The organism is Chryseobacterium sp. CT-SW4 (assembly GCF_048572715.1).
Taxonomy (GTDB): Bacteria; Bacteroidota; Bacteroidia; order Flavobacteriales; family Weeksellaceae; genus Chryseobacterium.
In genome coordinates, this window is the sequence record NZ_CP183840.1 from 685,525 (window position 1) to 709,305 (window position 23,781).

Below are 23,781 nucleotides of genomic sequence, written 5' to 3' on the forward strand. Positions count from 1 at the left end.
ATAGACGGGAGCGGCTTGGTTTAAACTGAGCCGTTTTTATATTTTGTAAGGCTAATTAAAAATAAAAAGCGTGGAAACCATCCACGCTTTTATTTTATTTTTCCAGTTGTTTATAACTTCGTTGAATGAAGTCTGTAAGATCTTTTCCTTTCAGTAAATTCTGGGAAAGCTTGGCAAGATCCAAAGCATATTTTATCATGCTGTTCTTTTCATCAGCATTCTCCGTTTTTAAAACCTGATTGGCAAAATCACTGTTGGAATTGATCACCAGGTTATACATTTCCGGGAAGCCTCCGAACATTCCGCCGCCACCACCGGTTGCCTGCATATCTTTCATTCTTCTCATGAATTCCGGCTGGGTAATAGTGAACGGAGCATCATTGCTGTCTAAATCTTCAAGCTGTACTGTGAATTTGGTATCATTTACAGCTTCTTCAATTTCTTTTTTCAATGATTCCTTTTCGGTATCATTCAGTTTTGAAATGACAGGTTCGTCTTTTTTAATTAAATTATTGATGTGATCTGCGTCCACACGTGCAAAAGATACTTTCTCTTTGGAAGCCTCCAGCTTTTGGATCATATGAGGAACAATAGGGGAGTCCAAAAGAAGAACTTCATACCCTTTATCCTGTGCAGCCTGAATATAGCTATGTTGCTCATCTGCATTCGTAGCATAAAGAATGATAAGATTACCGTCCTTATCCGTCTGTAATGGCTTGATCTTATCCGTCAATTCATTCCAAAGATAGTATTTCCCCTCAGTCGTTGGATATAAAGTAAATTTTTCAGACTTTTCAGCAAATTTATCTTCTGTGATGATTCCGTATTCTATAACTACTTTGATGTCGTTCCATTTCTTTTCATAATCTTCACGGTTCTCGTTGATCAGAGAAGCCATTTTATCCGCTACTTTTTTAGTGATATAAGAAGATATTTTCTTTACCGCTCCGTCCGCCTGTAAATAAGAACGGGAAACATTCAATGGAATGTCCGGTGAATCAATGACTCCGCGAAGAAGCATTAGAAAATCAGGAACAATACCTTTTACTTCATCCGTTACGAATACCTGGTTCTGATATAACTGAATTTTATCTTTTTCAATATTTAAATTGTTGCTCAGCTTAGGGAAGAATAAAATTCCGGTAAGATTGAATGGATAATCAACATTCAGGTGGATATGAAATAAAGGTTCCTCGAACTGCATAGGGTACAGCTCATGATAGAATTTCATATAATCCTCGTTGGACAGTTCATTGGGAGCAATGGTCCAGGCCGGAGTAGGATTGTTAATAATATTATCGACTTCTTCAGTTTCCGCTACGGCATCTTCAGGTGCGTCTTCCGGTAGAGGGAGTGTGTGGGTTCTGGTCCCGAATTTAATAGGAACCGGCATGAATTTATTATATTTCAATAATAATTCACGGATTCTGGTTTCCTCGAGAAATTCTGTGGAGTCTTCTGCGATATGGAGAATGATTTCCGTACCTCTTTCGGTTTTTTCAGTAGTTTCCTCAAGAGTAAACTCTGGGCTTCCGTCACAGATTCATCGCACTGCAGGCTCCCCTTCTTTATAAGACTTGGTTATAATTTCAACTTTATCAGCTACCATAAAAGCAGAATAGAATCCAAGACCGAAATGTCCGATGATCCCTGCATCTTTAGCGCTGTCCTTATACTTTTCCAAAAACTCTTCAGCGCCTGAAAAAGCAACCTGATTAATATACTTTTCTACTTCTTCTCCGGTCATACCGATTCCCTGATCGATAATGTGAAGGATTTTAGCATCCTTATTGATCTTAACTTCCAGCTGAGGATTGCCGTATTCTACTTTGGCTTCTCCGATACTGGTTAAATGCTTTAATTTTAAAGTGGCATCTGTGGCATTGGAAATTAATTCCCTTAAAAATATTTCGTGATCACTGTAAAGAAATTTTTTAATAAGCGGAAAAATATTCTCCACTGAAACATTAATATTTCCTTTAGTCATAGTATTATAGATTTTAAATGTTTTCTACTTCATTTTTCTCAAAAAAAATACCATCCAAAAGAAACTGACACATTGACACAGTCCCTCCACAACCAGAAATCTACCCATATCAAAAAAAAAATAATAATAACACGCCCACTTACCCTCACTGCTTCCCCAAAAAAATCCCTCCCTTCCCAAAAAAAGCATTCATGAAAATATCCCCAATCATCTGCGAAATCTGCCCAATCCGCGAGATAAATAAAAAAAAGACGGCTTAAAAGCCGTCCCTCCATATTTTCAGAAAAAGAAATTATTTATTCTTCAATTCCTCTTTAATTTTATTTTCCAGTTCTTCCGCCAATTCAGGATTGTCTTTTAATACATCTTTTACCGCATCACGACCCTGTCCCAATTTAGTTTCTTCATAGCTGAACCATGAACCGCTTTTCTTCACAATTCCCAGTTCCACAGCCTGATCCAGAATTTCTCCCGTTTTGGAAACTCCTTCCCCATACATAATATCAAATTCCGCCTGCTTGAAAGGAGGAGCTACTTTATTTTTCACAATTTTCACCTTCACACGGCTTCCGATTGCTTCATCCCCCTGTTTGATAGGAGCACTTGCCTTTCTGATATCCACTCTTACCGAAGCATAGAATTTCAAAGCATTACCACCCGTAGTCGTTTCAGGATTTCCGAACATAACCCCGATTTTTTCTCTCAGCTGGTTGATGAAGATCACCGTACATTTGGTTTTGGAAATCGTAGCAGTTAGCTTTCTTAACGCCTGGGACATCAATCTTGCATGAAGACCCATTTTGGAATCTCCCATTTCACCTTCAATTTCAGCTTTTGGAGTAAGGGCGGCTACAGAGTCGATAACAACGATGTCAATAGCTCCCGAACGGATAAGATTATCGGCAATTTCCAATGCCTGCTCACCATTATCCGGCTGAGAGATGATAAGGTTTTCCAGGTCGATACCTAATTTAGCCGCATATGTTCTGTCGAAAGCGTGTTCCGCATCAATAAACGCTGCAATTCCTCCTGCTTTCTGAGCTTCAGCAATAGCATGAAGGGTTAAAGTGGTTTTACCGGAAGATTCAGGTCCGTAGATTTCAATGATTCTTCCTCTTGGATATCCTCCTACACCTAAAGCGATGTCAAGTCCTAATGATCCGGAAGGAATTACTTCGATTGTATTATCTACAGCATTATCTCCCAATGTCATTACAGTTCCTTTTCCGTAAGTTTTATCTAGTTTGTCAAGCACTAGTGCCAGTGCTTTTTTCTTATCTTCAATGTTACTCATTTCTATAAAAATATTCTTCAAAAATACGTAAATTAAATATCAAAAACCAATATTATTTCAATTAGATATAATGAAATTGAGACGAGAAAATAAATTAATTTTACTTCCTCATGTCATTCATTACGAAGTGTATGCAAAGTGAAGAACGCCTTTCATTTTTAACTTTAAAATTAATGAAAATTGGAGTTTTGTGTGATTCTATGATAATCTTCCAATACTTTCAGCTGGTCTTTATTTCCTCTTTTAATTCGGGTCTCTCTTTTTACCCATTGATCATACATGGCATTAAAAAATCTCTTTGTTTTTGGAAAACCGTATTTAAAGGGGACCTTAGGAATTTGCAGCCGTTCACAAACCTCATCATCCAGCAAAAACCAGGTACAGCTGATATGAAGATACCTTAAAAGTCTTCTTTGAAACTTAAATCTGAGAATAGGATTTTCCAGGGATTCATTGAGCAGCGAATGAGCTAAAAGAACAGAGTCTCTATCAGAGGGCGGCTGAATGGATGTCCACAGGTAAAAGTATTCAGTAGCTTGTTTCTTATCGTTAGGTAAAAGGTTTTCAGGAATACCTAATAAATAGCCCACATATTTCCAAAGATGAAAAATTCCTTTTTCCTCCTCTTCCGAAAACCTGTTTCCAAGTTTATGAAGACTATGCAGGAATACGAGACTGAAGCCTATATACGTTGCCATCATGTCCCATGAATTAATAGGTTCTCCCCATTTTTCGGTGTCCCATCCCTGATAGTGTTTCTTAATGGAAAGCCTTGCGTAAGAGTGGATCAGTCGGGTTTTTATGGCAAATTCGTATCCTTTGCCGTGAACATCAAGAGCATTATACCGGGTGACATTCACCCAAAAGTCCAGTGTTTCTGAAAGTCGTTTTACAGCTCCTTTCTTCAAGGCTTCCGTAGCGATAAGAGGTTTGTTGAGGTAAGCATAATCATAACCTCCCATGAGACAGTAGTCCCGCAAGGAGATCAGAGAATCCAGATTGCTTCTCATACAGAGTTCTGCACCGCTTTTCAGTAGTCTATCATCCAGCCATTCCGGTTTTTGCTGAATCGGTAGGAAAAGCTGCTTTACACTCTCAGGAACGGGATCATGAGCTGAAATACCTTTCCGGATATAACCTTCAATTTCTCTGGAGGCTTCCTGAAATTTTTTAGTAAAATAAATATCTTTCACAACCTGATCACCAGCTTTATCCACATGGAAATAATAGGGAGCAAACTTTTCAAAATGATTAAAGTTCACTTCAGCACCTGAAAAATCAATAAGCTTTTTTCCGTTGCTCTGAGCCCAAAAATCTTTGAAATGTGGAGAATCTTTAAAATAGGGTTGTATCATTGTTCTTTCCATTAAGGTAAAAATACGAGTTTTGAAAGATTTTATGAACCGGATTATTGATGAATTACAGATATCCCCATTCAAAAGCCTTTTTTACAACCTCTGAACAATTTTTACAATGAGACTTTCTTAAAATATTTTTTCTGTGCGTACGTACTGTTTCTTCAGAGATATTTAAATGATCCGATATTCTCCCGGCCGAATGCCCTTTTGCAATATAAGTAAGGATTTCTACTTCTCTTTTAGTAAAGATCGCGGGTAGTGGCTGGATGTCTTTAGAATATCTTGGCCATTGCATTTGATGAAAATCTTTTCTGCCGTTAATTCCTGAAACCAGGACTACATAGGAATTTTGATGGGTGATATGTTCAATATTAGTATGAATATTAACGGACTGAAGGAGCTTTCCACTCTGGTCCCTGTACGTATGTAATGCCTGATGGTGAAACAGTTCATAATTACCTTTAGAGGTTTTCATCCGAAAGCAATAACTGGATTTGAGATCTTGCAGATAATCAAAGCCGTTGATTTCTTTTATCTTTTCTATGCACATTTTTTCAGCTTCCATTACAAATTCAATATCGTCAGGATGTATAAGATCTGTAATCTCTTTAAGATGAGCCGGATATTTGATCAACCCATGCATGATAAGGATGTTCTCATGGTGATTATATAGGGTACTGTTCGTGAAATTAATGACATAATAGTAAAATTGTCCCGGAACGAAAATTTCTCCGATAATATGTTCAATAGAAGGAGTAGGTAATAAAGTATTGGTATTCCGGAGTATTTCAGGATAGTCATTCCACACTTTTATAAGCGGATGCGGTTTTTTTGCATAGGCAGGAAGTTTTCTGTTCATGGTTGAAGTTTTTATAAAATTACTCAAATTTCATTAAAAAAATCCCCCTATTGTGGTATTTTATATTGCTGAATGGAGTTGTAGCTTTGTGTAAACCAAAAACTTTAAGGCTATGAAAACATTCCTCACAAAACTGTGTTTATTACTATTTCTAATATATACGGTGCAAAGTTATGCCCAGAATTTTAATAATTCTTATGCTCTCATTAATGTATTTAATACTGCGGGTGAAAATCTGCATGATTTTGAATTTTCCTATGATGTGATTGGAGGGCAGCATACTTGTAATAATAATTTTACAGTGATCAGTAAAACAGGTGCATATACAGCCTTTAACTTTAAAATATTTATAAATGGTGTTGATACTTATACTGGGAAGGTTGCTATGCCTGCATTCGGGAAAGTTTTCTTTAATAATTCTTTTGTAAACTGCTATTCTTCAGACAGTAAAATTTTAGTACAGATCATTCCTTAATGGATGACCCAATAAAAAAGCCTCTCAATTCTGAGAGGCTTCCATATTGTTTAAAGGCTTTTCTTATAAAGAAGCAGAATGAACCAGCATGTCTACTAACTTGTTAGAATACCCCATTTCGTTATCATACCATGAAACAAGTTTCACGAAATTTGGAGAAAGCATGATCCCGGCATCTTTATCAAAGATAGAAGTTCTCTTATCTCCTACGAAATCTTGAGATACTACAGCATCTTCAGTATATCCTAAAATTCCTTTTAATTCTCCTTCAGAAGCAGCTTTTATAGCAGCGCAGATTTCATCGTAAGAAGTAGATTTCTCCAGTCTTACCGTAAGGTCAACTACAGAAACATCTACAGTAGGTACTCTGAAAGACATACCTGTTAATTTACCGTTCAATGAAGGGATTACTTTACCTACTGCTTTGGCAGCACCTGTAGAAGAAGGGATGATGTTGTTAAGTGCAGCTCTACCACCTCTCCAGTCTTTCATGGAAGGACCGTCTACTGTTTTTTGAGTAGCGGTAGTAGCGTGTACTGTTGTCATTAAACCTTCAGCAATTCCGAAATTATCATGAATTACTTTAGCTAAAGGAGCTAAACAGTTAGTAGTACAAGACGCATTAGATAAGATTTTAATATCGTCTGTAAGTTCTTTATGATTTACTCCCATTACGAACATTGGAGTGTCATCTTTAGATGGAGCAGAAAGGATCACTTTTTTAGCACCTGCGTTGATGTGAGCCTGGGCCGCTTCTTTAGTTAGGAATAAACCTGTAGATTCTACGATATATTCAGCACCTACTTCATTCCATTTTAGGTTGTTAGGGTCTTTTTCTGCAGTAACTCTGATTTTTTTACCGTTTACCACAAGATCGTTACCTTCTACAGATACCTCTCCTGGGAAAATTCCGTGTACAGAGTCATATTTTAACATGTAAGCCATGTATTCTGCATTGATAAGGTCGTTGATTCCTACTACTTCAATGTTGTCTCTCTCAGTCATTGCTCTGAATACCAGACGACCAATTCTACCAAACCCGTTAATACCTACTTTAATTGTTGACATAATATTGGTTTTTTAAATTATATTAAATTATTTTATATTGCTAAAATTTCTGAAATCAGTAAAAGGTCTTTATTGATTTCGTTATGTTTTTTAATTGCTTCTTCTATCGGAGTATACACCAGATCGTTGGAGCGCATTCCTGCCATTACGTTGGTTCTTCCTTCCATTAGCCCTATAACTGCACCGTATCCCAGTCTGCTGGCTAAAACGCGGTCTGCACAGCTTGGTGAGCCTCCTCTCTGGATATGTCCCAATACCGTTACACGGATATCATATTCAGGGAATTCATCTTTCGTTTTATTGGCGATATCATAGATGCTTCCAAGAGTTTCCCCTTCAGCTACCACTACGATGCTGGATGCTTTTCCTGTTTTTTCAGTTTTTCTGAAATTAGCAAAAAGATCTTCCAGGCTGTCTTTTTCTTCTGGAATTAAAATATCCAGCGCTCCTGTTGCTAATCCGCTGTTCAAAGCTATGAAACCTGCATCACGTCCCATGACTTCCACAAAGAAAACCCTGTTATGGGAAGTTGCGGTATCACGGATTTTGTCAATCGCTTCCATAGCGGTGTTAAGAGCCGTATCATATCCGATCGTATTATCAGTACCAAAAATATCATTATCGATTGTACCCGGTACTCCGATCACTTTAATCCCGAATTCTTCATTGAAGATCTTCGCCCCTGTGAAAGTCCCGTCACCTCCGATACACACCAAAGCATCAATTCCCTGCTTTAAGCAATTGTCATAGGCTTTCTGTCTGCCTTCTTTGGTTTTGAATTCAAGGGATCGGGCGGATTTGAGAATAGTACCTCCCTGGTTGATTATATTTTTAACGGAACGAGCTCCCATTTTCAGGAAATCATTATTGATAAGACCATTATAGCCTTCTCTCACTCCAAAACATTCTATATTATAATAGTTGGCGGTTCTTACTACCGCTCTTAAGGCTGCATTCATACCCGGAGAATCTCCTCCTGATGTAAGAACTGCAATTTTTTTTACAGCACTCTCTTTCATCTGTTAAAAAGTTTCGAACACAAATTTACAAAAACAAGTTCAGATTATCGTAGTATGTTTATAAGAGTTTTGAATATAAATGATTAAAAACTTCTAAAATTTGTAGGTTTGAAAAAATATCTTGCAGTTTTGGTTTCCGAACTGTTGACATTCAGCTCATACCACGGCGAAATATTTTTATCAAAAGGATTCGAAAGCAGATGAATAGACTGTGCAGGAGTAAATCCTTCCCCCAGCAGGAAAAGCTTTTTACCTTCTTTATTCATACAGACCCCTGCAATAAAAACTACATGGCCGGGACTTCCGGGGGTAATCAGTATATCACCTGTCTTTAAATCTGAGGTCTGAGTCACGGGTTTCGTTTCTTTATTCAGGGAAATGGTACCGGCATAACTAAAGATGAGGTCAAGATAATTCCGAAAGCCGGCGTAAGAGTCATCAAAGCCTGCTGCCTGCTGAAAGCGTACGGAGTTTCCCGAAACGATAGGCCGTATTCCTTTTTTGTAATCATTCCACTTCACCAGGTCTCCGCTTGTAAAATGAAATTCTATTTTATTAAACCTTTTGTGTTGATATAAATATTCGGCTCTTAACCTTATTATAGCATCGGCACATTGCTGCAGATTTTTGGTTCCCGTATCAATATCCAAAACCGCTTCATGAAGGTGCTGGGTGATAATCGGTGTGCCATCATACTTTAAAATTTTTGTTCCATAAGGTTTAAGAGGGAAGCTTTCAATAAACTGTCCGAATGAATGCGGTGGTTCCTCTATCCATTCATAATTTTCAGGTGGAGAAAATCTTTGCCTGATCGTGCTTTTATCTTTATCAATAAGAATTGTATTCCCGGCAGGATTATTACTCATGCGATCTCTTGGATGAGGAGTTGAGGACTTGTCGCTATTACAGTTTAGAATAAAAGGCAGGATTACAAAACCCGAGATCAGTTTTTTCATATGGGCTGGAAATGGTTTACAAATATCCAAAATTTCAATCAGGGGAAAAAGAAATCTTTGGGATAAAAAATTACCGTTTTTCAGTCAGATATTTCCAGTACCTTTTCGGGACGTGCTGGATATGTAATTTTAAATTCTTCCTTTCCACAATATTGGTTTTCACGAAATATCGCTGCCAAAGCGTCTGATAGTTTTTTTCTTCATCGTGAAATTTCTCATCATACCGATGCAGATCAATTTTTTCTTCAGGATAAAAGAATTCGCAGTTTTCCAGATCGTACAAAATTCCATAATTTCTCCTGAGATCGTAAATCATCCATTTCTGATCCTGATATCTGTCTTTAAAATGCTTTCTTATTAAGGGCAATACATTAAAGTCGGGATCTATTTTAGCAAAAAAAACGCCGTCCTGCATTTTTTCAAAGCGGACAAAAGCTGTCATTCTATGTCTTTCCCGGCTTACTGATTTATTTATTTTAGAGATTTTTAATATATCATTATCGGCATAATTCTGAAGTATATTTTCCTGAGGATGGCGGATGGATTGCCTTATTGCGGATAATATAAGTGCTTCAAGTTCCGGATCTTCAGATAAATAAACTTTTAAAAGTTCCTGGATTCCTGATTTTCCGATATTTTGTTCTAATTTAACTAAGACGCGTTCCGCCTTATCAGGCTGTGTGATCACTTCATGAATTTCCGCAAAAATATTTTCCTGATGGAATTTTTCTTTGCTGATGATTTCCACGTCTTTATAGCGGTATTCAAAAACTTCGAATATCGCGGTTAAAAGTCCGTCGAAACTGCCGTCATAGAGTAAAGTAATCATTGTTTATTTAATTGTATTGGATAAAGATGGTATTTGTCATTCAGAACGGAGCAAAGCGAACTGAAGAATCTCAGCTAGGCTTTTGGTAAGCATTCAAACATTATTTTTTATTTATAATGATTGTCCTTGTCATTCAGAACGCAGTGAAGAATCTCATGATTTAAAGTCTTTATTATTTTCTCATTTTTAAATTATTTTGTTTTCTATTGTTATTTTGAGTGATGGCGGTCTCTTCGTACTAACAGATTCTTCACTTCGCTTTGCTCCGTTCTGAATGACATTTACATACTTTGTTAAAAACGGCTTAAGGGCATATTTAAAAAAGAGTCAGCTGTTGGGAAAACTGATTATGAAATTTGGAATGGCTGCCTCCGATCAACAGCTTTCGTAAATTTTTATCAGTGAGGTATCTCAGATAAGCATTCCCGGAGTTAAAATCGATGAAGTACCTGGCACGGTTGACGGCTGCTCCTAACTTTTTAAGATGATCAATCGTCAACACCTGGAACCTTCTTGCACTCACAATTTTCTTAGCAGTTTTTACTCCGATACCCGGAATCCGTAAAATCATCTGATAATCTGCCGTTTGCAAATTAACAGGAAACTGATCCAAATGTCTGAGTGCCCAGCTTAATTTGGGGTCAATTTCAAGGTCAAGAAACGGAATATTTGGATCTAAAATTTCTTCTGCTTTAAAGCCGTAAAATCTCATGAGCCAGTCGGATTGGTAGAGTCTGTTTTCTCTTAGCATGGGCACTTCGGCCGTTAATGCAGGGAGTCTTTTATCTTCCAGGACCGGAACATATCCGGAATAGTAGACTCTTTTCAGATTAAAATTTTTATAAAAATGGTCTGCTACTTTTATAATCTGTAAATCATTTTCATTGGTTGCTCCTACGATCATTTGGGTGGACTGTCCTGCAGGGGCAAACTTGGGAACCTTTTTTAAAACTTTCTTTTCGTCCTTATATTGTTCAATTCCATGCTGGATATACCGCATAGGATTGATCATGTCCTGTCTGTTTTTTTCAGGAGCCAGTAGCTTTAAGCCACTTTCGGTAGGGATCTCAAGATTAATGGATAACCGGTCTGCATACAGGGCCGCTTCCTGCATAAGTGTGTCGCTGGCACCGGGAATGGATTTTAAATGTATATATCCGTTAAAGTTTTCTTCAAGTCTGAGCTTTTTGGCCACCCTTACCAGGCGTTCCATGGTGGTATCGGCATTCTTGAAAATACCGGAACTTAGGAATAAGCCTTCAATATAATTTCTCCGATAAAAATTAATAGTTAAGTCAACAACTTCTTCAACTGTAAAAGCAGCTCTTTTAATGTCGTTTGAGCTTCGGGAAACACAATAGGCACAATCATAAATACAATGATTGGTTAAAAGAATTTTGAGAAGGGAAACACATCGTCCGTCTTCAGTATAGGTATGGCAAATCCCGCTTACGGAACTGTCTCCTAAAGCCCCTTTCTTATTTTTCCGGCTACCCCCGCTGGATGAGCACGAAACATCATATTTCGCTGCATCAGCAAGGATTTCCAGCTTTTCTTTAAGGCGGTCAAAATTCATTTTAGTAGAAAAAAACTTGTTGTTTTAATTTAAATTTTTCAGTTCAAAATTAGTTCCAAAATTGATAAATATCACTCTTTTTTTAGAGAAAGTTATCAACAAATTAACGCTATAAAATGATTATATTTACGGGCATTAAAGTTATATTATGAATCATCAGCCGATAGAAGGCTTTTCAAAGCTGAATAAACAGGGGAAAATTGACTGGCTTGTTACTGAATATCTTGACGGAAACCAGGAATATCAAAATATATTAAAACAATATTGGAATGAAGATGCTGATCTTCAGAAACTTCACGAAGAATTTTCGGAAAATACCATTTCCAATTTTTATATGCCATATGGAATTGCTCCCAATTTTTTAATTGACGGAAAACTCTATGCTCTTCCTATGGCGGTAGAAGAGAGCTCCGTAGTGGCTGCAGCTTCTAAATCCGCTAAGTTCTGGCTGGATAAAGGTGGTTTTAAAACGACTATTATCAATACCGAAAAGTTAGGACATACCCATTTTATCTTTAAAGGAGAACCTCATAAACTTCAGCATTTTTTTAATTTTAAACTGAAAAAGAAATTGCTGGAGGCAACGGAAGAAATCACTGCCAATATGAGAAACAGAGGAGGAGGCATCCTGAATATCCATTTAATTGATAAAACAGCAGATCTTCCTCATTATTATCAGTTGAAGGCAAGCTTTGATACGGTAGATTCCATGGGGGCGAACTTTATTAATTCCTGTCTGGAGCAATTTGGGAAAACCCTTAGAGAAGAAGTGGCGAAAGAGGAAGAATTTACCCAGGAAGAGAAGGACTCCTTACAGATTGTAATGAATATTCTTTCCAATTATACGCCCGATTGTATTGTAAGAGCTGAGGTTTCATGTCCTATTGAAGATTTGAAAGATGACAGTGGAATTGCCCCGGAAGAATTTGCCTGGAAATTTAAACAGGCTGTTACGATTGCCGAGATAGAGCCTTTTCGTGCAACCACGCATAATAAAGGAGTGATGAATGGAGTAGATGCGGTAGTCATTGCAACGGGAAATGATTTCAGGGCTACTGAAGCGTGCGCGCATGCCTATGCTGCCAGAGACGGGCAGTACAGGTCATTAACTCACTGTACGACGGATGACGGAATTTTCAGGTTTTGGATAGATCTTCCGATTTCTGTAGGAGTTGTAGGAGGCCTGACTAATCTTCATCCATTGGTTAAATTTTCTTTAGCCCTGCTTGGAAAGCCATCTGCACAAGGATTGATGAGTGTTTTAGCCGTTTCCGGACTGGCTCAGAATTTTGCTGCTTTGCGTTCTCTTGTTACAACAGGAATTCAGAAAGGACATATGAAAATGCACCTTTTAAATATTTTGAATCAGATGGGAGCTACGGAAGATGAAAAGCAGTATTTTGTGAATTATTTTAAAAATAAGACGGTTACGCATCATGAAGTAATCAGTGAATTTAACCGTATGAGAGGTCAGTAAAAATATTTGAATCTAGAATTAGAAGAATTTAAAATGAAAACAATTACATTAGTTTTTGGAGCTGTTTATGGCTGTTTATCTGTGATTTTTGGAGCGTTCGGAGCCCACGCTTTGAAAAAAATATTATCCGTGGAGAGACTTGAAAGTTTTGAAACCGGAGTTAGGTATCAGATGTATGCCGCTTTTTATCTGTTGATTGTAGGCTATATTTTAAAGTTTGAAACCTCTTCTGAAAGATGGATTTCTATTTTAATGATTGCAGGAACCCTACTTTTTTCTTTCAGCATTTATTTACTTTGCCTTCAGGACAGTCTGGGAGCCAATCTCAAATTTTTGGGACCTATTACACCGCTGGGAGGTACACTGATGATCTTAAGCTGGGGAATGCTGATCTTCTATTTTGCTAAAGGAAGATTATAACTATTCTCGAAGTTTAAAATAAAGCTAAAGTAACTCTTAATTTTAGAGTATCTGAATTATTCTCTGTTTTAACAAGGAAGATATTATAGATTCTATCCGGAATTTGAATATATTTTAAAAGAGCCCGGGGGATTAATTTCATTTTTTAGACTCAGAATCTTGAACTTCCACGTCTTTTTAGTAAATTTGTAAATCTGTAAAATTTTGAAAATAAAATAATAAAAATAATATGAATCTTCACGAGTATCAATCAAAAGAGATTTTATCAAAATACGGTGTAGCAATACAACGTGGTTTTGTAGCGAATAATGTGGATGAAGCTGTAGCAGCTGCCGAAAAACTTACTGCTGAAACCGGAGCTCAGGGCTGGGTGGTAAAAGCACAGATCCATGCAGGTGGACGTGGTAAAGGAGGTGGTGTAAAGTTTTCTCCGAATATGGACAAACTAAAAGAAAACGCACAGAACATCATCGGAATGCAATTGGTAACTCCACAAACATCCGCTGAAGGTAAAAAAGTGAATTCTGTTTTGATTGCAGAGGATGTATATTATCCGGGAGAAACTGAAACTAAAGAGTTTTATGTTTCCATTCTTTTAGATAGAGCTCAAGGTAAAAATACAGTAGTTTACTCTACGGAAGGAGGTATGGATATCGAGCATGTTGCTGAAGTTACTCCTCATTTAATCCATAAAGAAACGATTGATCCTGCTTTAGGATTACAAGGTTTCCAGGCCAGAAAAATTGCTTTCAATTTAGGTCTTGAAGGAAATGCATTTAAAGAATTCGTTAAATTTATTTCAAGCCTTTACAATGCGTATACAGGAATTGATGCATCTCTTTTCGAAATCAACCCGGTATTAAAAACTTCTGACAATAAAATCATTGCTGTTGATGCAAAGGTAACTTTAGATGATAACTCATTATTCCGTCACAAAGATTTGGCGGCATTAAGAGATACGAGAGAAGAAGATCCTATCGACGTAGAAGCGGGTGAAGCGGGTCTTAACTTCGTAAAACTGGACGGTAACGTTGCCTGTATGGTGAATGGAGCTGGTTTGGCTATGGCAACAATGGATATTATCAAACTTTCAGGAGGTAACCCTGCTAACTTCCTTGACGTAGGAGGAACTGCAGATGCACAGAGAGTACAGACTGCATTCGGAATCATCCTTAGAGATCCTAACGTAAAAGCTATTTTAATTAATATCTTCGGAGGTATTGTAAGATGTGACAGAGTAGCTCAGGGAGTTGTAGATGCTTATAAAGCAATGGGATCCATTCCGGTTCCTATTATCGTAAGACTGCAGGGAACTAATGCTGTAGAAGCTAAAAAGATCATTGATGAATCAGGTCTTAATGTTCACTCTGCTATTACTCTTGAAGAAGCTGCAAACAAAGTAAAAGAAGTTTTAGCTTAACAGCTGATTTTCTAAGAATAAAAATAAAGCCCGCTTTAGCGGGCTTTTTTATATAATAATATTTATTGAATTTTAGAATCAGTGGCGGGAGTATCTGTACCTGTAGTATTTGTAATATTTATACTTGTAGGCGTTACTAGATGAATATTGTCCTTATCCAGCCGTTGCTTTATTTTTAAATAAGAATCACTTTTCGCCTGTACGATATTCGCTCCTACCTTCATCCAGAATTTGGCCTGAAGATTAAATATTCCCTGGGTGAGATTGGTGAAAATTACCTCTGCTCCATCCTGCTTATCTGCAAAATCCAAATCTTTAATAGTTTCCAGAATTCCTTTTTGGGCCCTATCAATATCCTCGTCGGCAGGAATTTCAAAATTGAGTATTATTTTTCTTTGAGGGGAAGCCGTAATATTGGAAAACGGCGCATTGAATATAACCTGGTTGGGGATATAAACTTTTTTACCGTCATCGGATATAATTTTAGTGGTCAGAAAGCCTATTTCCGCAACCGTTCCTGAATTGGTTCCTATATTTACATAATCACCTACTTTAAAAGCTTTATCAATCCCTACCAGCATTCCTGAGAAAATACTGGAAACGAGATCTTTCAGAGCTACCCCGGCAATTACCCCGGCAACCCCTAAACTACCGATAAATTTCCATAGGAAACCGCTGAATCCCATAATTTCCAGTGCAATAAAGGTTCCCATCAGCATGATGATAAACCTGAATACCCCTATCAGCGTTACCAATGAACTTTCTTTCTTGGTCTTTGGAAAAAGCTTGTGAAGTAATTTAACTGAAATTTTACTTAAGAATTTACTGGTAAAAAGAAAGAATGAAAAAACTAAAATTCCCACAATAAGTTTAGGTGTAATTTCAGCAAATTTTACGTACCAATTCTCTAACACCCGATAAACCACATCGAGATAGTTTAAACCATTTTTCTCCATAAAATAAAATTAACAAATAAATAATAAACAAAAATTTTGCCAGTTTCAAAAAGTCTACTAAATTTGTAGACTAATAAAACAAAGTATTATGTCAATCAAACTAGGAGATACAGCACCTAATTTTCAGGCAGTTTCCACTGCTGGGAATATTGATTTTTATAATTATCTCGGAAATTCATGGGGAATTTTATTTTCTCATCCGGCAGATTACACCCCGGTTTGCACTACCGAATTGGGAAAAACTGCAAGGCTTAAATATGAATTTGATAAAAGAGATACCAAGGTTATTGCATTAAGTGTTGATGAAGTTGAAGATCATCAGAACTGGATTAAGGATATTAATGAAACCCAGTACACGGATGTGCAGTTTCCTATCATTGCTGATAAGGACAGGAAAGTTTCGGAATTGTATGACTTCATTCATCCTAATGCTTCAGCAACGGCTACGGTACGCTCCTTACTTATTATTGACCCTGATAAAAAAGTGCGTTTAATTATTACGTATCCAGCTTCTACAGGGAGAAATTTTGATGAAATCCTTAGAGTGCTGGATTCTCTGCAGCTGGTAGATTCTCATAAAATTGCAACACCGGTTAACTGGACGAATGGGGAAGATGTAATCGTACCTCCTCATGTTTCTACGGAAGATGCAAAAAAAATATTTCCTAAGGGAGTTACAGAGATAAAGCCTTATTTAAGATATACGCCTCAGCCTAATATTTAGATATCGATTTTTTATAGTTTAGTTTTAATTTGTAAAGCGGCCCCGAAAAATTTTCGGGGCCGCTTTTAATTTTTTTGTAAGGATGTAAATAAATTATTTTACATCACCTATGATTTGCTTAGCTCTTGAAGTTGGAAGATAGATTTGGAATCCAAGTCCGAAAGTAATTTTGTTAGTATAACCACCGCTACCGAATCCGGCATTAGCGTCATATTTAACTAAACCTTCTAATCCAATGTTTGGAGTAATGAAGTAAGAGTAACCAGGACCGAATCCAAAGTTAAGACCATTAGATGAAGATCCTCCTTTAGAGATAGAAACTCCACCGATACCTACGTTACCTTCGAAGAACCATCTTCCGTGGTGTAGTAAGTTATTCACACCTTTTTCACCCGGAGAAAGATAGTAACGTCCTAAAGCACCAACATTATATGTAAAAGTAGTTGGAGCATCTTTAGCACCACTGAATCCTAGATCAACATATCCCCCAACAGCTACATTATCCTCTACGAAGTAAGCACCTTTTGGCTGGATAGCGAAGTTATATCCACCTCCCTTGTTAAGTCCGAAATTGGCACCTACCAGGTTACCACCAACCATCCAGTTTCCTTTCTCAATTTGTGCATTCATTGTGGTAGTCAAACCTGCTATACCTAATATACCTGCAAAAATTAATTTTTTCATAATTTATAATTTTTAATAATTAATGTTATTATTTTGTTAATCTACTAAATAACAATAAATGTGCCAGAATGCTTGTCCAAGGGTCTTTTTAAATGTGAATGTTCATAGAAGAGTAATTAAAATATAATTTTTTTGGCTAATAATTAACTATTCAGTAATCCTATGTGAATAGCAGGATTAAAGCTGTTGCACAGTCTGTAATAGCGAATTAAATTCCCTTATTAAAGCTTTGTTTTTAGGATTGAACATCAGGAAGCGATATGTCATGAAAAAAAATAAGATAATGCCAAAAAAACAGTAAGATAAAGAAGATGTCATATTTAATGCATAATAATTTTATTTTGAATACTTCTTTTGTCCCATATCTGAAATGTAGATGTCCTGTATCAAATAGGGGACAATATTTCCTGTTTTTTAACTTCTCATTCTTTAAACATAATTTCTTTGATGAGATCTTTCAATGACGGGGAGAAATTTTTAAGAATTAAAATGCACTAAGAGAAATTTGTGTTATAAAATATTGTTTTGGTCTTTTAAAGAATATTTTATAAATATATTTGTTAAAAAAAGATATGCAATTGGTAAAAGTCGGTCTTTGTGCTTTCGGGATGAGCGGAAAGATTTTTCATGCTCCTTTTTTAAAGGAACATCCTGGTTTTGTGATGTCTGCGGTAGTGGAAAGAAGCAGAAATGAATCAAGGGAAAAATATCCCGATGCCATTATTTATAGGTCTGTTGAGGAAATGCTGGAAAAAGCTGATGTAGAAGTAGTCGTGGTAAATACGCCTGTGCAGACTCATTTTGAATATGTGAAAAAAGCTTTGGAGGCAGGAAAACACGTTATTGTTGAAAAACCTTTCACGGTAAATGTTCAGGAAGCCGCCACATTGGTGGAACTGGCAGAACAGAAAAATTTGTTTTTAAGCGTGTACCAGAATCGAAGGTTCGACCGGGATTACCTTCAGGTAGGAAAAATTCTTACCGCTGAAAAATTAGGAAATATAAAAGAAGTTGAAATAAGATTTGACCGCTTTCGAACTACGCCGAGCGGAAAACAGCATAAAGAAAATCCTCAGCAGACAGGATCAGGCTCGCTGCATGATTTGGGTGCTCATTTGATTGATCAGGCAACACAGCTGTTTGGATTTCCTCAAAAATTATATGCAGATGTTTTTTCAATGAAAGGAGAAGATTTTGCCAATGATTATTTTGAGATCCTTTTTTTCTATAAAGATCAGAAAAGACTAAGGCTCAAATCTTCTGTTTTCAGCAAAGAGGCTCACTATGCCTATACGCTGCATGGGGAGAAAGGGAGTTTCTTACAGGAAAGGACGGATAATCAGGAAAATGAACTGGTGGCCGGAGCGGTTCCTCAATATGGAAAAGAATGGACTCTTCCGCTTAAGGAAACTGATGGGATTTTAAACTTCCTGAAAGAAAATGGTGAAACAGAAAGACTTTTAACAGCCAGTGAACCCGGTAATTATATGAATTATTACCAGCAAATTTATGAACATATCGTCTTTGGCTACTCTCTGCCTTCACCAGGTTCGGAGATTATTCAAAATATGAAAATCATAGATGCTGCTTTGGAGAGTTCGGAGCAGGGGAAAATAGTACTCTTATCTTAGGATTCACCTAAAATTTCCTGGAGTTCCAGCCATCTCATCTCATAATCTTCGAGTTGTCCGGAAATGGTTTCCAACTCGGAAGATAACTTTGAAATTTTTTCATAATCAGCTTCATTATTAAGCTGATCCAGGATTTTGTTGCGTTTTTCTTCAAGATCCGGCATCTCCTTCTCGATAACTTCCAGTTCTCGCTGTTCTTTAAAAGATAGCTTTCTTTTTTTGGTAGCGGAGGATTGGGAATTATGGGCAGGAGGGTTTTCTTTTACTTCAGCCTTGGATACGGTATTTTTATCCATGGCTTCCTCTCTGCTTTTTGCTTCACGGTATTCTGAAAAGTTCCCTATAAAATCTTTTATTTTTCCTTCTCCCTCAAAGGCAAGAATATGATCTACAATACGATCCATAAAGTAACGGTCGTGAGAAACAATAATTAATGAACCCTGAAACTGCAGCAGGAAATTTTCCAGAACAGTGAGGGTAGGAAGATCCAGATCATTCGTAGGCTCATCAAAAATCAAAAAGTTAGGATTCTGATAAAGAATATACATCAAATGCAATCTTCTTTTTTCTCCGCCTGAAAGCTTTGATATCGGTGAATACTGGGTCTGGTCATCAAACAGGAATAAACGTAAAAACTGAGATGCCGATAAACTTTTTCCATTAGCCAAAGGATAAAATTCAGCTATTTCCTTAATGAAATCAATAACTCTTTCATCCTCCTTGTAAGTCAGTCCTTTTTGGGAAAAATAACCGAACGATATGGTTTCCCCGGTTTCTATTTCTCCACTGTCTGCTTTTTCAAGCTGTTGAATAATATTGAGAAGTGTAGATTTTCCCACACCGTTTTTTCCTACGATCCCCACTTTCTCTCCCCGTTGAAACTGATAGCTGAAATCTTTTAACAGCACTTTGCTGCCAAAACTTTTATAAATGTTTTTAAGCTCAAGGATTTTATTTCCCAGGCGTTTCATTTCAAAATCCAGCTCAAGATTTTGTTTCCGGGTATCTGTTTTGGCTATTTTTTCGGTTTCATAGAAGGAATCTATTCTGCTTTTTGATTTTGTAGTCCTCGCTTTGGGCTGTCTCCGCATCCATTCCAGCTCTTTTCGGTAGAGATTATTAGCCTTATCAATAGTTGCATCAAGGTTCTCTTCACGGATCATTTTATTTTCCAGGTAGGTGGCGTAAGATCCGTTATGAACGTAAAGGCGCTGATCTTCCATTTCCCAGATAATATCACAGACGCTGTCCAGAAAATAACGGTCGTGAGTAACCAACAGTAAGGTTATTTTAGCTTTATTTAAATAATTTTCCAGCCACTCCACCATTTCAACATCGAGATGGTTAGTAGGCTCATCCATGATTAACAGCGTGTGCCGGTGTTCAGCCCTTGTTTCTGTCAGGAGCTTGGCCAGCGCTACACGTTTGATCTGCCCTCCCGACAGGGTTCCCATTTTGGCTTGCAGATCAGTGATCTTAAGCTGGGAAAGAATTTGCTTCATTTCATTTTCCAGATCCCACGCCTTATGAGCTTCCATATCTGCGAGGGCCTTTTCGATAAAATCATTATCGGTGGAATGAAGGGATTTGTGGTAGTTTTTAAGGGCCATGATCGGTTCCGAATCCAGGGTCATCATAAATTCATCGATCGTAAGGTTGGGATCGAAATCTATTTCCTGGTCAAACAGAACTACCTGAATATCTTTATTGATAATGACACTTCCGCTGTCTGCGATTTCTTTACCCATCAGAATTTTAAGAAGGGTAGATTTACCGCTCCCGTTTTTGGCAACGATGGCAATTTTGTCTCCTTCATTAATGTTAAAAGAAATATTTTCGAATAAAACTTTTATTCCGTAGGATTTGGTAAGGTTCTCAGCAGCAACGTAATTCATTTCTATAAAAATTTCGTAGCGCGAAAATACAAAATATTAAGGGTTTAAATATATTTTGTGCATTTTACTATCCGGTAAATTACATTTTTGAGATAGACTAATCCAGGGTGAGGCTTTTTAAAGACCACAGGCTTCCGTTATATATATCCAGATCCACTTTGGTATTGATCCCGTATACAATACCGTTTTCGGTAAATTGCCAGAAGTCCCAGCGGTCATCAGGGGACGGAGAGGGAACATCATTGTAATTGGCCAGCCACAAAGGATAATCGTCAAATTCACCTTTGAGAAAGTCTTTATAATAGTGGTAATACGTGTATATAATAGGCTTTTCACCATAGGTTTCCTCTACGATCTTGCACCAGACTTTAAGGTCTTCTACAAGCCTTTCATTGGTTTTCCGTCTCGGAATTTTTTCAATATCCAAAATAGGAGGGAGGTCACCGCTTTCCAGCTTCACATTTTCCAGAAAATTATTGGCCTGGATAATAGGATCCTCGTCTGCCCGGTAGAAGTGATAGGCTCCTCTGATAAGTTCGTGCTTTTTTGCTTTTTCCCAGAACTCGTCAAAATGTTTGTCAGCACTTTTGTTGCCCATAGTGGCCCGCATAACTACAAACTCCAAGGGAATCGTTCTGTTCCCGATGCTTAAGCTGTCCCATTGGATATCTTCTTTATTTTGATAATGGGAGATATCAAGCCCATAGGTTTTATCTAAATTATCAGAAATGATCCTTTGAATCCTGAGTGCTTCCTTTTCGCTGTTATGAAGTTTTTTATGAGTGAATTTATTAAAATATAAAGCGTAGTAATAAGTAATAGACTGTTTAAGGTACAGGCCTGTTCCTATTAAAGCAATGATTAAAATGATCAGTACAATAACCCTTCTCCGGAAAAAATATTTGTTCCGTCTGTTTTTATGGAGGTTTTTGGCTGTTTTTTTGTTGTGTTTTTTACTCATAAAGTTTTGCAAAACTAACTTTTTATGTAATAGAATGCTAAATAAAATCTGTAAATTTGTTTATTATGGAAACACGTGAAAAGATCATAATCATAGGTGGAGGCTTTGCCGGATTACAACTGGCAAAAACCTTAAATAACAAAAATAAAAAAGTAATTTTATTGGACTGTGTCAATCATCACATGTTTCAGCCGCTTTTTTATCAGGTAGCGTGCGGAAGGATTGAGCCTTCCAATATTTCTTTTCCCTTTCGAAAAATTTTCCAAAGATCGAGAAATACCCAATTCCGTTTAACGGAAGTAAAAGAAATTGTTCCTTCCCAGAATAAAGTAATTACAGATGAAGCTGAGTTCAGCTATGATAAACTGGTGATTGCAACAGGTTGTAAAACCAATTTTTTTGGTAACCTGGGTTTGGAAAGCAGGGCATTCGGAATGAAAAATACCCAGGAAGCTATCGGAATCCGGAATCATGTGTTAATGACCTTTGAAAAGCTTATTCTTGAAAAAAGCAGGAGCGATGAAGGAAACTGGAATATCGTCATTGTGGGAAGCGGTCCTACCGGTGTGGAGCTGGCTGGAGCGTTTGCAGAAATGAAAAAAGATATCCTTCCGAGAGACTATCCTTATATGAATTTTGATAATCTTAAAATTATTCTTGTAAGCTCCACAGATATGCCTTTGGCTGTAATGAGTGATGAAGCCCAGCAAAAGTCGGAGCAATATCTGAAAGAGCTGGGAGTTACTTTTATGAGCGGGGAAACCGTTACCGAATATGATGGAGATAAAGTGATCATGAAGAGCGGTAAAGAGATTCCTTCCAATAATGTAATCTGGGCTGCCGGGGTTACCGGAAATGTTGTAGATGGTTTTCCTCAGGATAAACTGGTGAGGAACCGCTATGTGGTGGATCGTTATAACCGTGTAAAAGGGTATGATAATATTTATGCGATAGGAGATATTGCCTATATGGAGACTCCTAAATATGAACACGCTCATCCGCAGGTAGCCAATGTTGCCATTACCCAGGCAAAAAATCTTGGGAAGAATCTTCTGAAAAAAGAGGGAAGCGAGTGGAAAGAATATGAGTATGAAGATAAAGGTTCACTGGCCACTATCGGAAAACACAGGGCAGTAGTGGATTTACCCTTTTTTAAATTTCAGGGGTTCCTGGCATGGTACTTCTGGATGTTCCTTCACTTGATGCTTATTTTGAGTGTAAGAAATAAATTGGCTGTTTTCTTCAATTGGATGTGGAGTTATTTTAATAAAGACTCATCTTTGCGACTGATTATACTGCCGAATAAGAAAAACGAAACTGTACAATGAGAATAGATATTATAAGTGTGCTTCCTGAGCTGATGGAAAGCCCGTTCAAAACTTCAATTTTAAAAAGGGCAATGGATAAAGGATTGGCAGAAGTACATTTTCATCACCTACGTGACTGGTCCGTAGGAAAGCACAGGCAGGTGGATGATGAACCTTATGGAGGAGGAGCCGGCATGGTGATGATGGTAGAACCTTTAGATAAATGCATTTCTGAGCTTAAATCTCAGCGTGATTATGATGAGATCATTTATCTTACTCCCGATGGGGTAACTTTAAATCAAAAAATAGCCAACGCACTTTCCATTAAAAATAATTTGATTTTTTTATGCGGGCATTATAAAGGAATTGATCAGCGGGTGAGAGAACTGCATATTACCAAAGAAATTTCAATAGGTGATTATGTACTGACAGGCGGTGAATTGGCTGCGTGTGTTTTGGCCGATTCCATTATCAGGCTGGTCCCGGGAGTCTTGAATGATGAGCAGAGTGCTTTAACGGACAGTTTCCAGGATGATTTGCTGTCACCTCCTATATATACACGTCCTGAAAGCTACAAAGGATTAGATGTGCCTAAAATCCTGCTCAGTGGAAATTTTGCAAAAATTGAAGAATGGAGACATGAGGAGGCGGTAAAAATTACCCAGCAGAAACGTCCGGATTTGTTGTAAATTTTTGCTTTTTAACATCCTCGTATAGAAGTTTTTGCACTTTAATTCTCCAATTTGGTATGTTAACTCAATATTACGAAAATTAAAAAATTGGCAAAAAAAATATTTAAATAATTCTTATTTAATAAATTTTAAATTAATATTCTTAAAATTAACACTGTTATTTTGATTTTCGTATAAATTAAAAAATGGATTA

20 protein-coding genes and 1 pseudogene are annotated in these 23,781 nt (G+C 37.2%); 8 read left to right on the plus strand and 13 right to left on the minus strand.

All coding sequences use genetic code 11. The features are described 5' to 3' along the window. Window positions 1-94 precede the first annotated feature (94 nt). The 4 genes and pseudogenes from htpG to ABJ974_RS03030 form a co-directional block, all read right to left on the minus strand. A pseudogene (htpG, locus tag ABJ974_RS03015) lies at window positions 95-1,987 on the minus strand (molecular chaperone HtpG). Between the two features lie 292 nt (window positions 1,988-2,279). Then, complete coding sequence (recA, locus tag ABJ974_RS03020; protein WP_419869909.1) at window positions 2,280-3,281, minus strand: recombinase RecA; 1,002 nt, start codon at window positions 3,279-3,281, stop codon at window positions 2,280-2,282. Window positions 3,282-3,451: 170 nt separating this feature from the next. Beyond that, window positions 3,452-4,648, minus strand: coding sequence for an oxygenase MpaB family protein (locus ABJ974_RS03025; RefSeq protein WP_419869910.1), 1,197 nt, complete (start codon window positions 4,646-4,648; stop codon window positions 3,452-3,454). A 52-nt stretch (window positions 4,649-4,700) separates the two neighbouring features. Then, a complete protein-coding gene (locus ABJ974_RS03030; protein ID WP_419869911.1) occupies window positions 4,701-5,498 on the minus strand; it encodes a response regulator transcription factor in 798 nt (265 codons plus the stop codon). A gap of 112 nt (window positions 5,499-5,610) precedes the next feature. Here ABJ974_RS03030 and ABJ974_RS03035 point away from each other — a divergent pair, with 112 nt between their 5' ends. Beyond that, complete coding sequence (locus ABJ974_RS03035) at window positions 5,611-5,973, plus strand: hypothetical protein (RefSeq protein WP_419869912.1); 363 nt, start codon at window positions 5,611-5,613, stop codon at window positions 5,971-5,973. A gap of 63 nt (window positions 5,974-6,036) precedes the next feature. Here the strand turns inward: ABJ974_RS03035 and gap are convergent, their stop codons facing one another. The 5 genes from gap to ABJ974_RS03060 form a co-directional block, all read right to left on the minus strand. Further along, window positions 6,037-7,041, minus strand: coding sequence for a type I glyceraldehyde-3-phosphate dehydrogenase (gene gap / locus ABJ974_RS03040; protein WP_419869913.1), 1,005 nt, complete (start codon window positions 7,039-7,041; stop codon window positions 6,037-6,039). Between the two features lie 32 nt (window positions 7,042-7,073). Continuing rightward, on the minus strand, window positions 7,074-8,060 hold the full coding sequence (gene pfkA / locus ABJ974_RS03045; protein WP_419869914.1) for a 6-phosphofructokinase: 987 nt from the start codon (window positions 8,058-8,060) through the stop codon (window positions 7,074-7,076). An 83-nt stretch (window positions 8,061-8,143) separates the two neighbouring features. Then, window positions 8,144-9,016 (minus strand): DUF4846 domain-containing protein, encoded by an 873-nt coding sequence (locus ABJ974_RS03050; RefSeq protein ID WP_419869915.1) that lies wholly within the window; start codon window positions 9,014-9,016, stop codon window positions 8,144-8,146. Window positions 9,017-9,086: 70 nt separating this feature from the next. Next, window positions 9,087-9,845: a TIGR03915 family putative DNA repair protein gene (locus ABJ974_RS03055; RefSeq protein ID WP_419869916.1), complete on the minus strand. Its 759-nt coding sequence runs from the start codon at window positions 9,843-9,845 to the stop codon at window positions 9,087-9,089. 316 nt (window positions 9,846-10,161) lie between these two features. Continuing rightward, window positions 10,162-11,421 (minus strand): putative DNA modification/repair radical SAM protein, encoded by a 1,260-nt coding sequence (locus ABJ974_RS03060; RefSeq protein ID WP_419869917.1) that lies wholly within the window; start codon window positions 11,419-11,421, stop codon window positions 10,162-10,164. Window positions 11,422-11,569: 148 nt separating this feature from the next. On the opposite strand from ABJ974_RS03060, the gene ABJ974_RS03065 reads away from it, so the two are divergent. The 3 genes from ABJ974_RS03065 to sucC all read left to right on the plus strand — a co-directional run bounded on the left by ABJ974_RS03065 (window position 11,570) and on the right by sucC (window position 14,738). Beyond that, window positions 11,570-12,898: a hydroxymethylglutaryl-CoA reductase, degradative gene (locus ABJ974_RS03065; protein WP_419869918.1), complete on the plus strand. Its 1,329-nt coding sequence runs from the start codon at window positions 11,570-11,572 to the stop codon at window positions 12,896-12,898. Between the two features lie 33 nt (window positions 12,899-12,931). Beyond that, complete coding sequence (locus tag ABJ974_RS03070) at window positions 12,932-13,318, plus strand: DUF423 domain-containing protein (RefSeq protein ID WP_419869919.1); 387 nt, start codon at window positions 12,932-12,934, stop codon at window positions 13,316-13,318. Window positions 13,319-13,547: 229 nt separating this feature from the next. Beyond that, window positions 13,548-14,738 (plus strand): ADP-forming succinate--CoA ligase subunit beta, encoded by a 1,191-nt coding sequence (sucC, locus tag ABJ974_RS03075; RefSeq protein WP_419869920.1) that lies wholly within the window; start codon window positions 13,548-13,550, stop codon window positions 14,736-14,738. 62 nt (window positions 14,739-14,800) lie between these two features. Here sucC and ABJ974_RS03080 read toward each other — a convergent pair whose 3' ends face one another. Continuing rightward, window positions 14,801-15,694, minus strand: a complete 894-nt coding sequence (locus ABJ974_RS03080) for a mechanosensitive ion channel family protein (RefSeq protein WP_419869921.1) — start codon at window positions 15,692-15,694, stop codon at window positions 14,801-14,803. Window positions 15,695-15,782: 88 nt separating this feature from the next. On the opposite strand from ABJ974_RS03080, the gene ABJ974_RS03085 reads away from it, so the two are divergent. Continuing rightward, window positions 15,783-16,418 carry a peroxiredoxin gene (locus tag ABJ974_RS03085; protein ID WP_419869922.1) on the plus strand — a complete coding sequence of 212 codons (636 nt, stop codon included), beginning with the start codon at window positions 15,783-15,785 and terminating at the stop codon, window positions 16,416-16,418. A gap of 93 nt (window positions 16,419-16,511) precedes the next feature. On the opposite strand, the gene ABJ974_RS03090 is transcribed toward ABJ974_RS03085, so the two are convergent. Beyond that, a complete protein-coding gene (locus ABJ974_RS03090; RefSeq protein WP_419869923.1) occupies window positions 16,512-17,048 on the minus strand; it encodes a hypothetical protein in 537 nt (178 codons plus the stop codon). Window positions 17,049-17,674: 626 nt separating this feature from the next. Here ABJ974_RS03090 and ABJ974_RS03095 point away from each other — a divergent pair. Beyond that, on the plus strand, window positions 17,675-18,733 hold the full coding sequence (locus tag ABJ974_RS03095; RefSeq protein ID WP_419869924.1) for a Gfo/Idh/MocA family oxidoreductase: 1,059 nt from the start codon (window positions 17,675-17,677) through the stop codon (window positions 18,731-18,733). Here ABJ974_RS03095 and ABJ974_RS03100 read toward each other — a convergent pair. Together ABJ974_RS03100 and ABJ974_RS03105 are read right to left on the minus strand one after the other, a co-directional pair. Next, window positions 18,730-20,628, minus strand: a complete 1,899-nt coding sequence (locus ABJ974_RS03100; RefSeq protein ID WP_419869925.1) for an ABC-F family ATP-binding cassette domain-containing protein — start codon at window positions 20,626-20,628, stop codon at window positions 18,730-18,732. The genes ABJ974_RS03095 and ABJ974_RS03100 overlap by 4 nt on opposite strands. Window positions 20,629-20,725: 97 nt before the next feature. Then, a complete protein-coding gene (locus tag ABJ974_RS03105; RefSeq protein ID WP_419869926.1) occupies window positions 20,726-21,589 on the minus strand; it encodes a glycoside hydrolase family 25 protein in 864 nt (287 codons plus the stop codon). Window positions 21,590-21,654: 65 nt separating this feature from the next. On the opposite strand from ABJ974_RS03105, the gene ABJ974_RS03110 reads away from it, so the two are divergent. Both ABJ974_RS03110 and trmD read left to right on the plus strand, forming a co-directional pair. Then, window positions 21,655-22,917 carry an NAD(P)/FAD-dependent oxidoreductase gene (locus ABJ974_RS03110; protein ID WP_419869927.1) on the plus strand — a complete coding sequence of 421 codons (1,263 nt, stop codon included), beginning with the start codon at window positions 21,655-21,657 and terminating at the stop codon, window positions 22,915-22,917. Further along, entirely contained in the window at window positions 22,914-23,585 is a 672-nt protein-coding gene (trmD, locus tag ABJ974_RS03115) for a tRNA (guanosine(37)-N1)-methyltransferase TrmD (protein WP_419869928.1), read from the plus strand. Before ABJ974_RS03110 ends, trmD begins: the two co-directional genes overlap by 4 nt. Window positions 23,586-23,781: the final 196 nt, after the last annotated feature.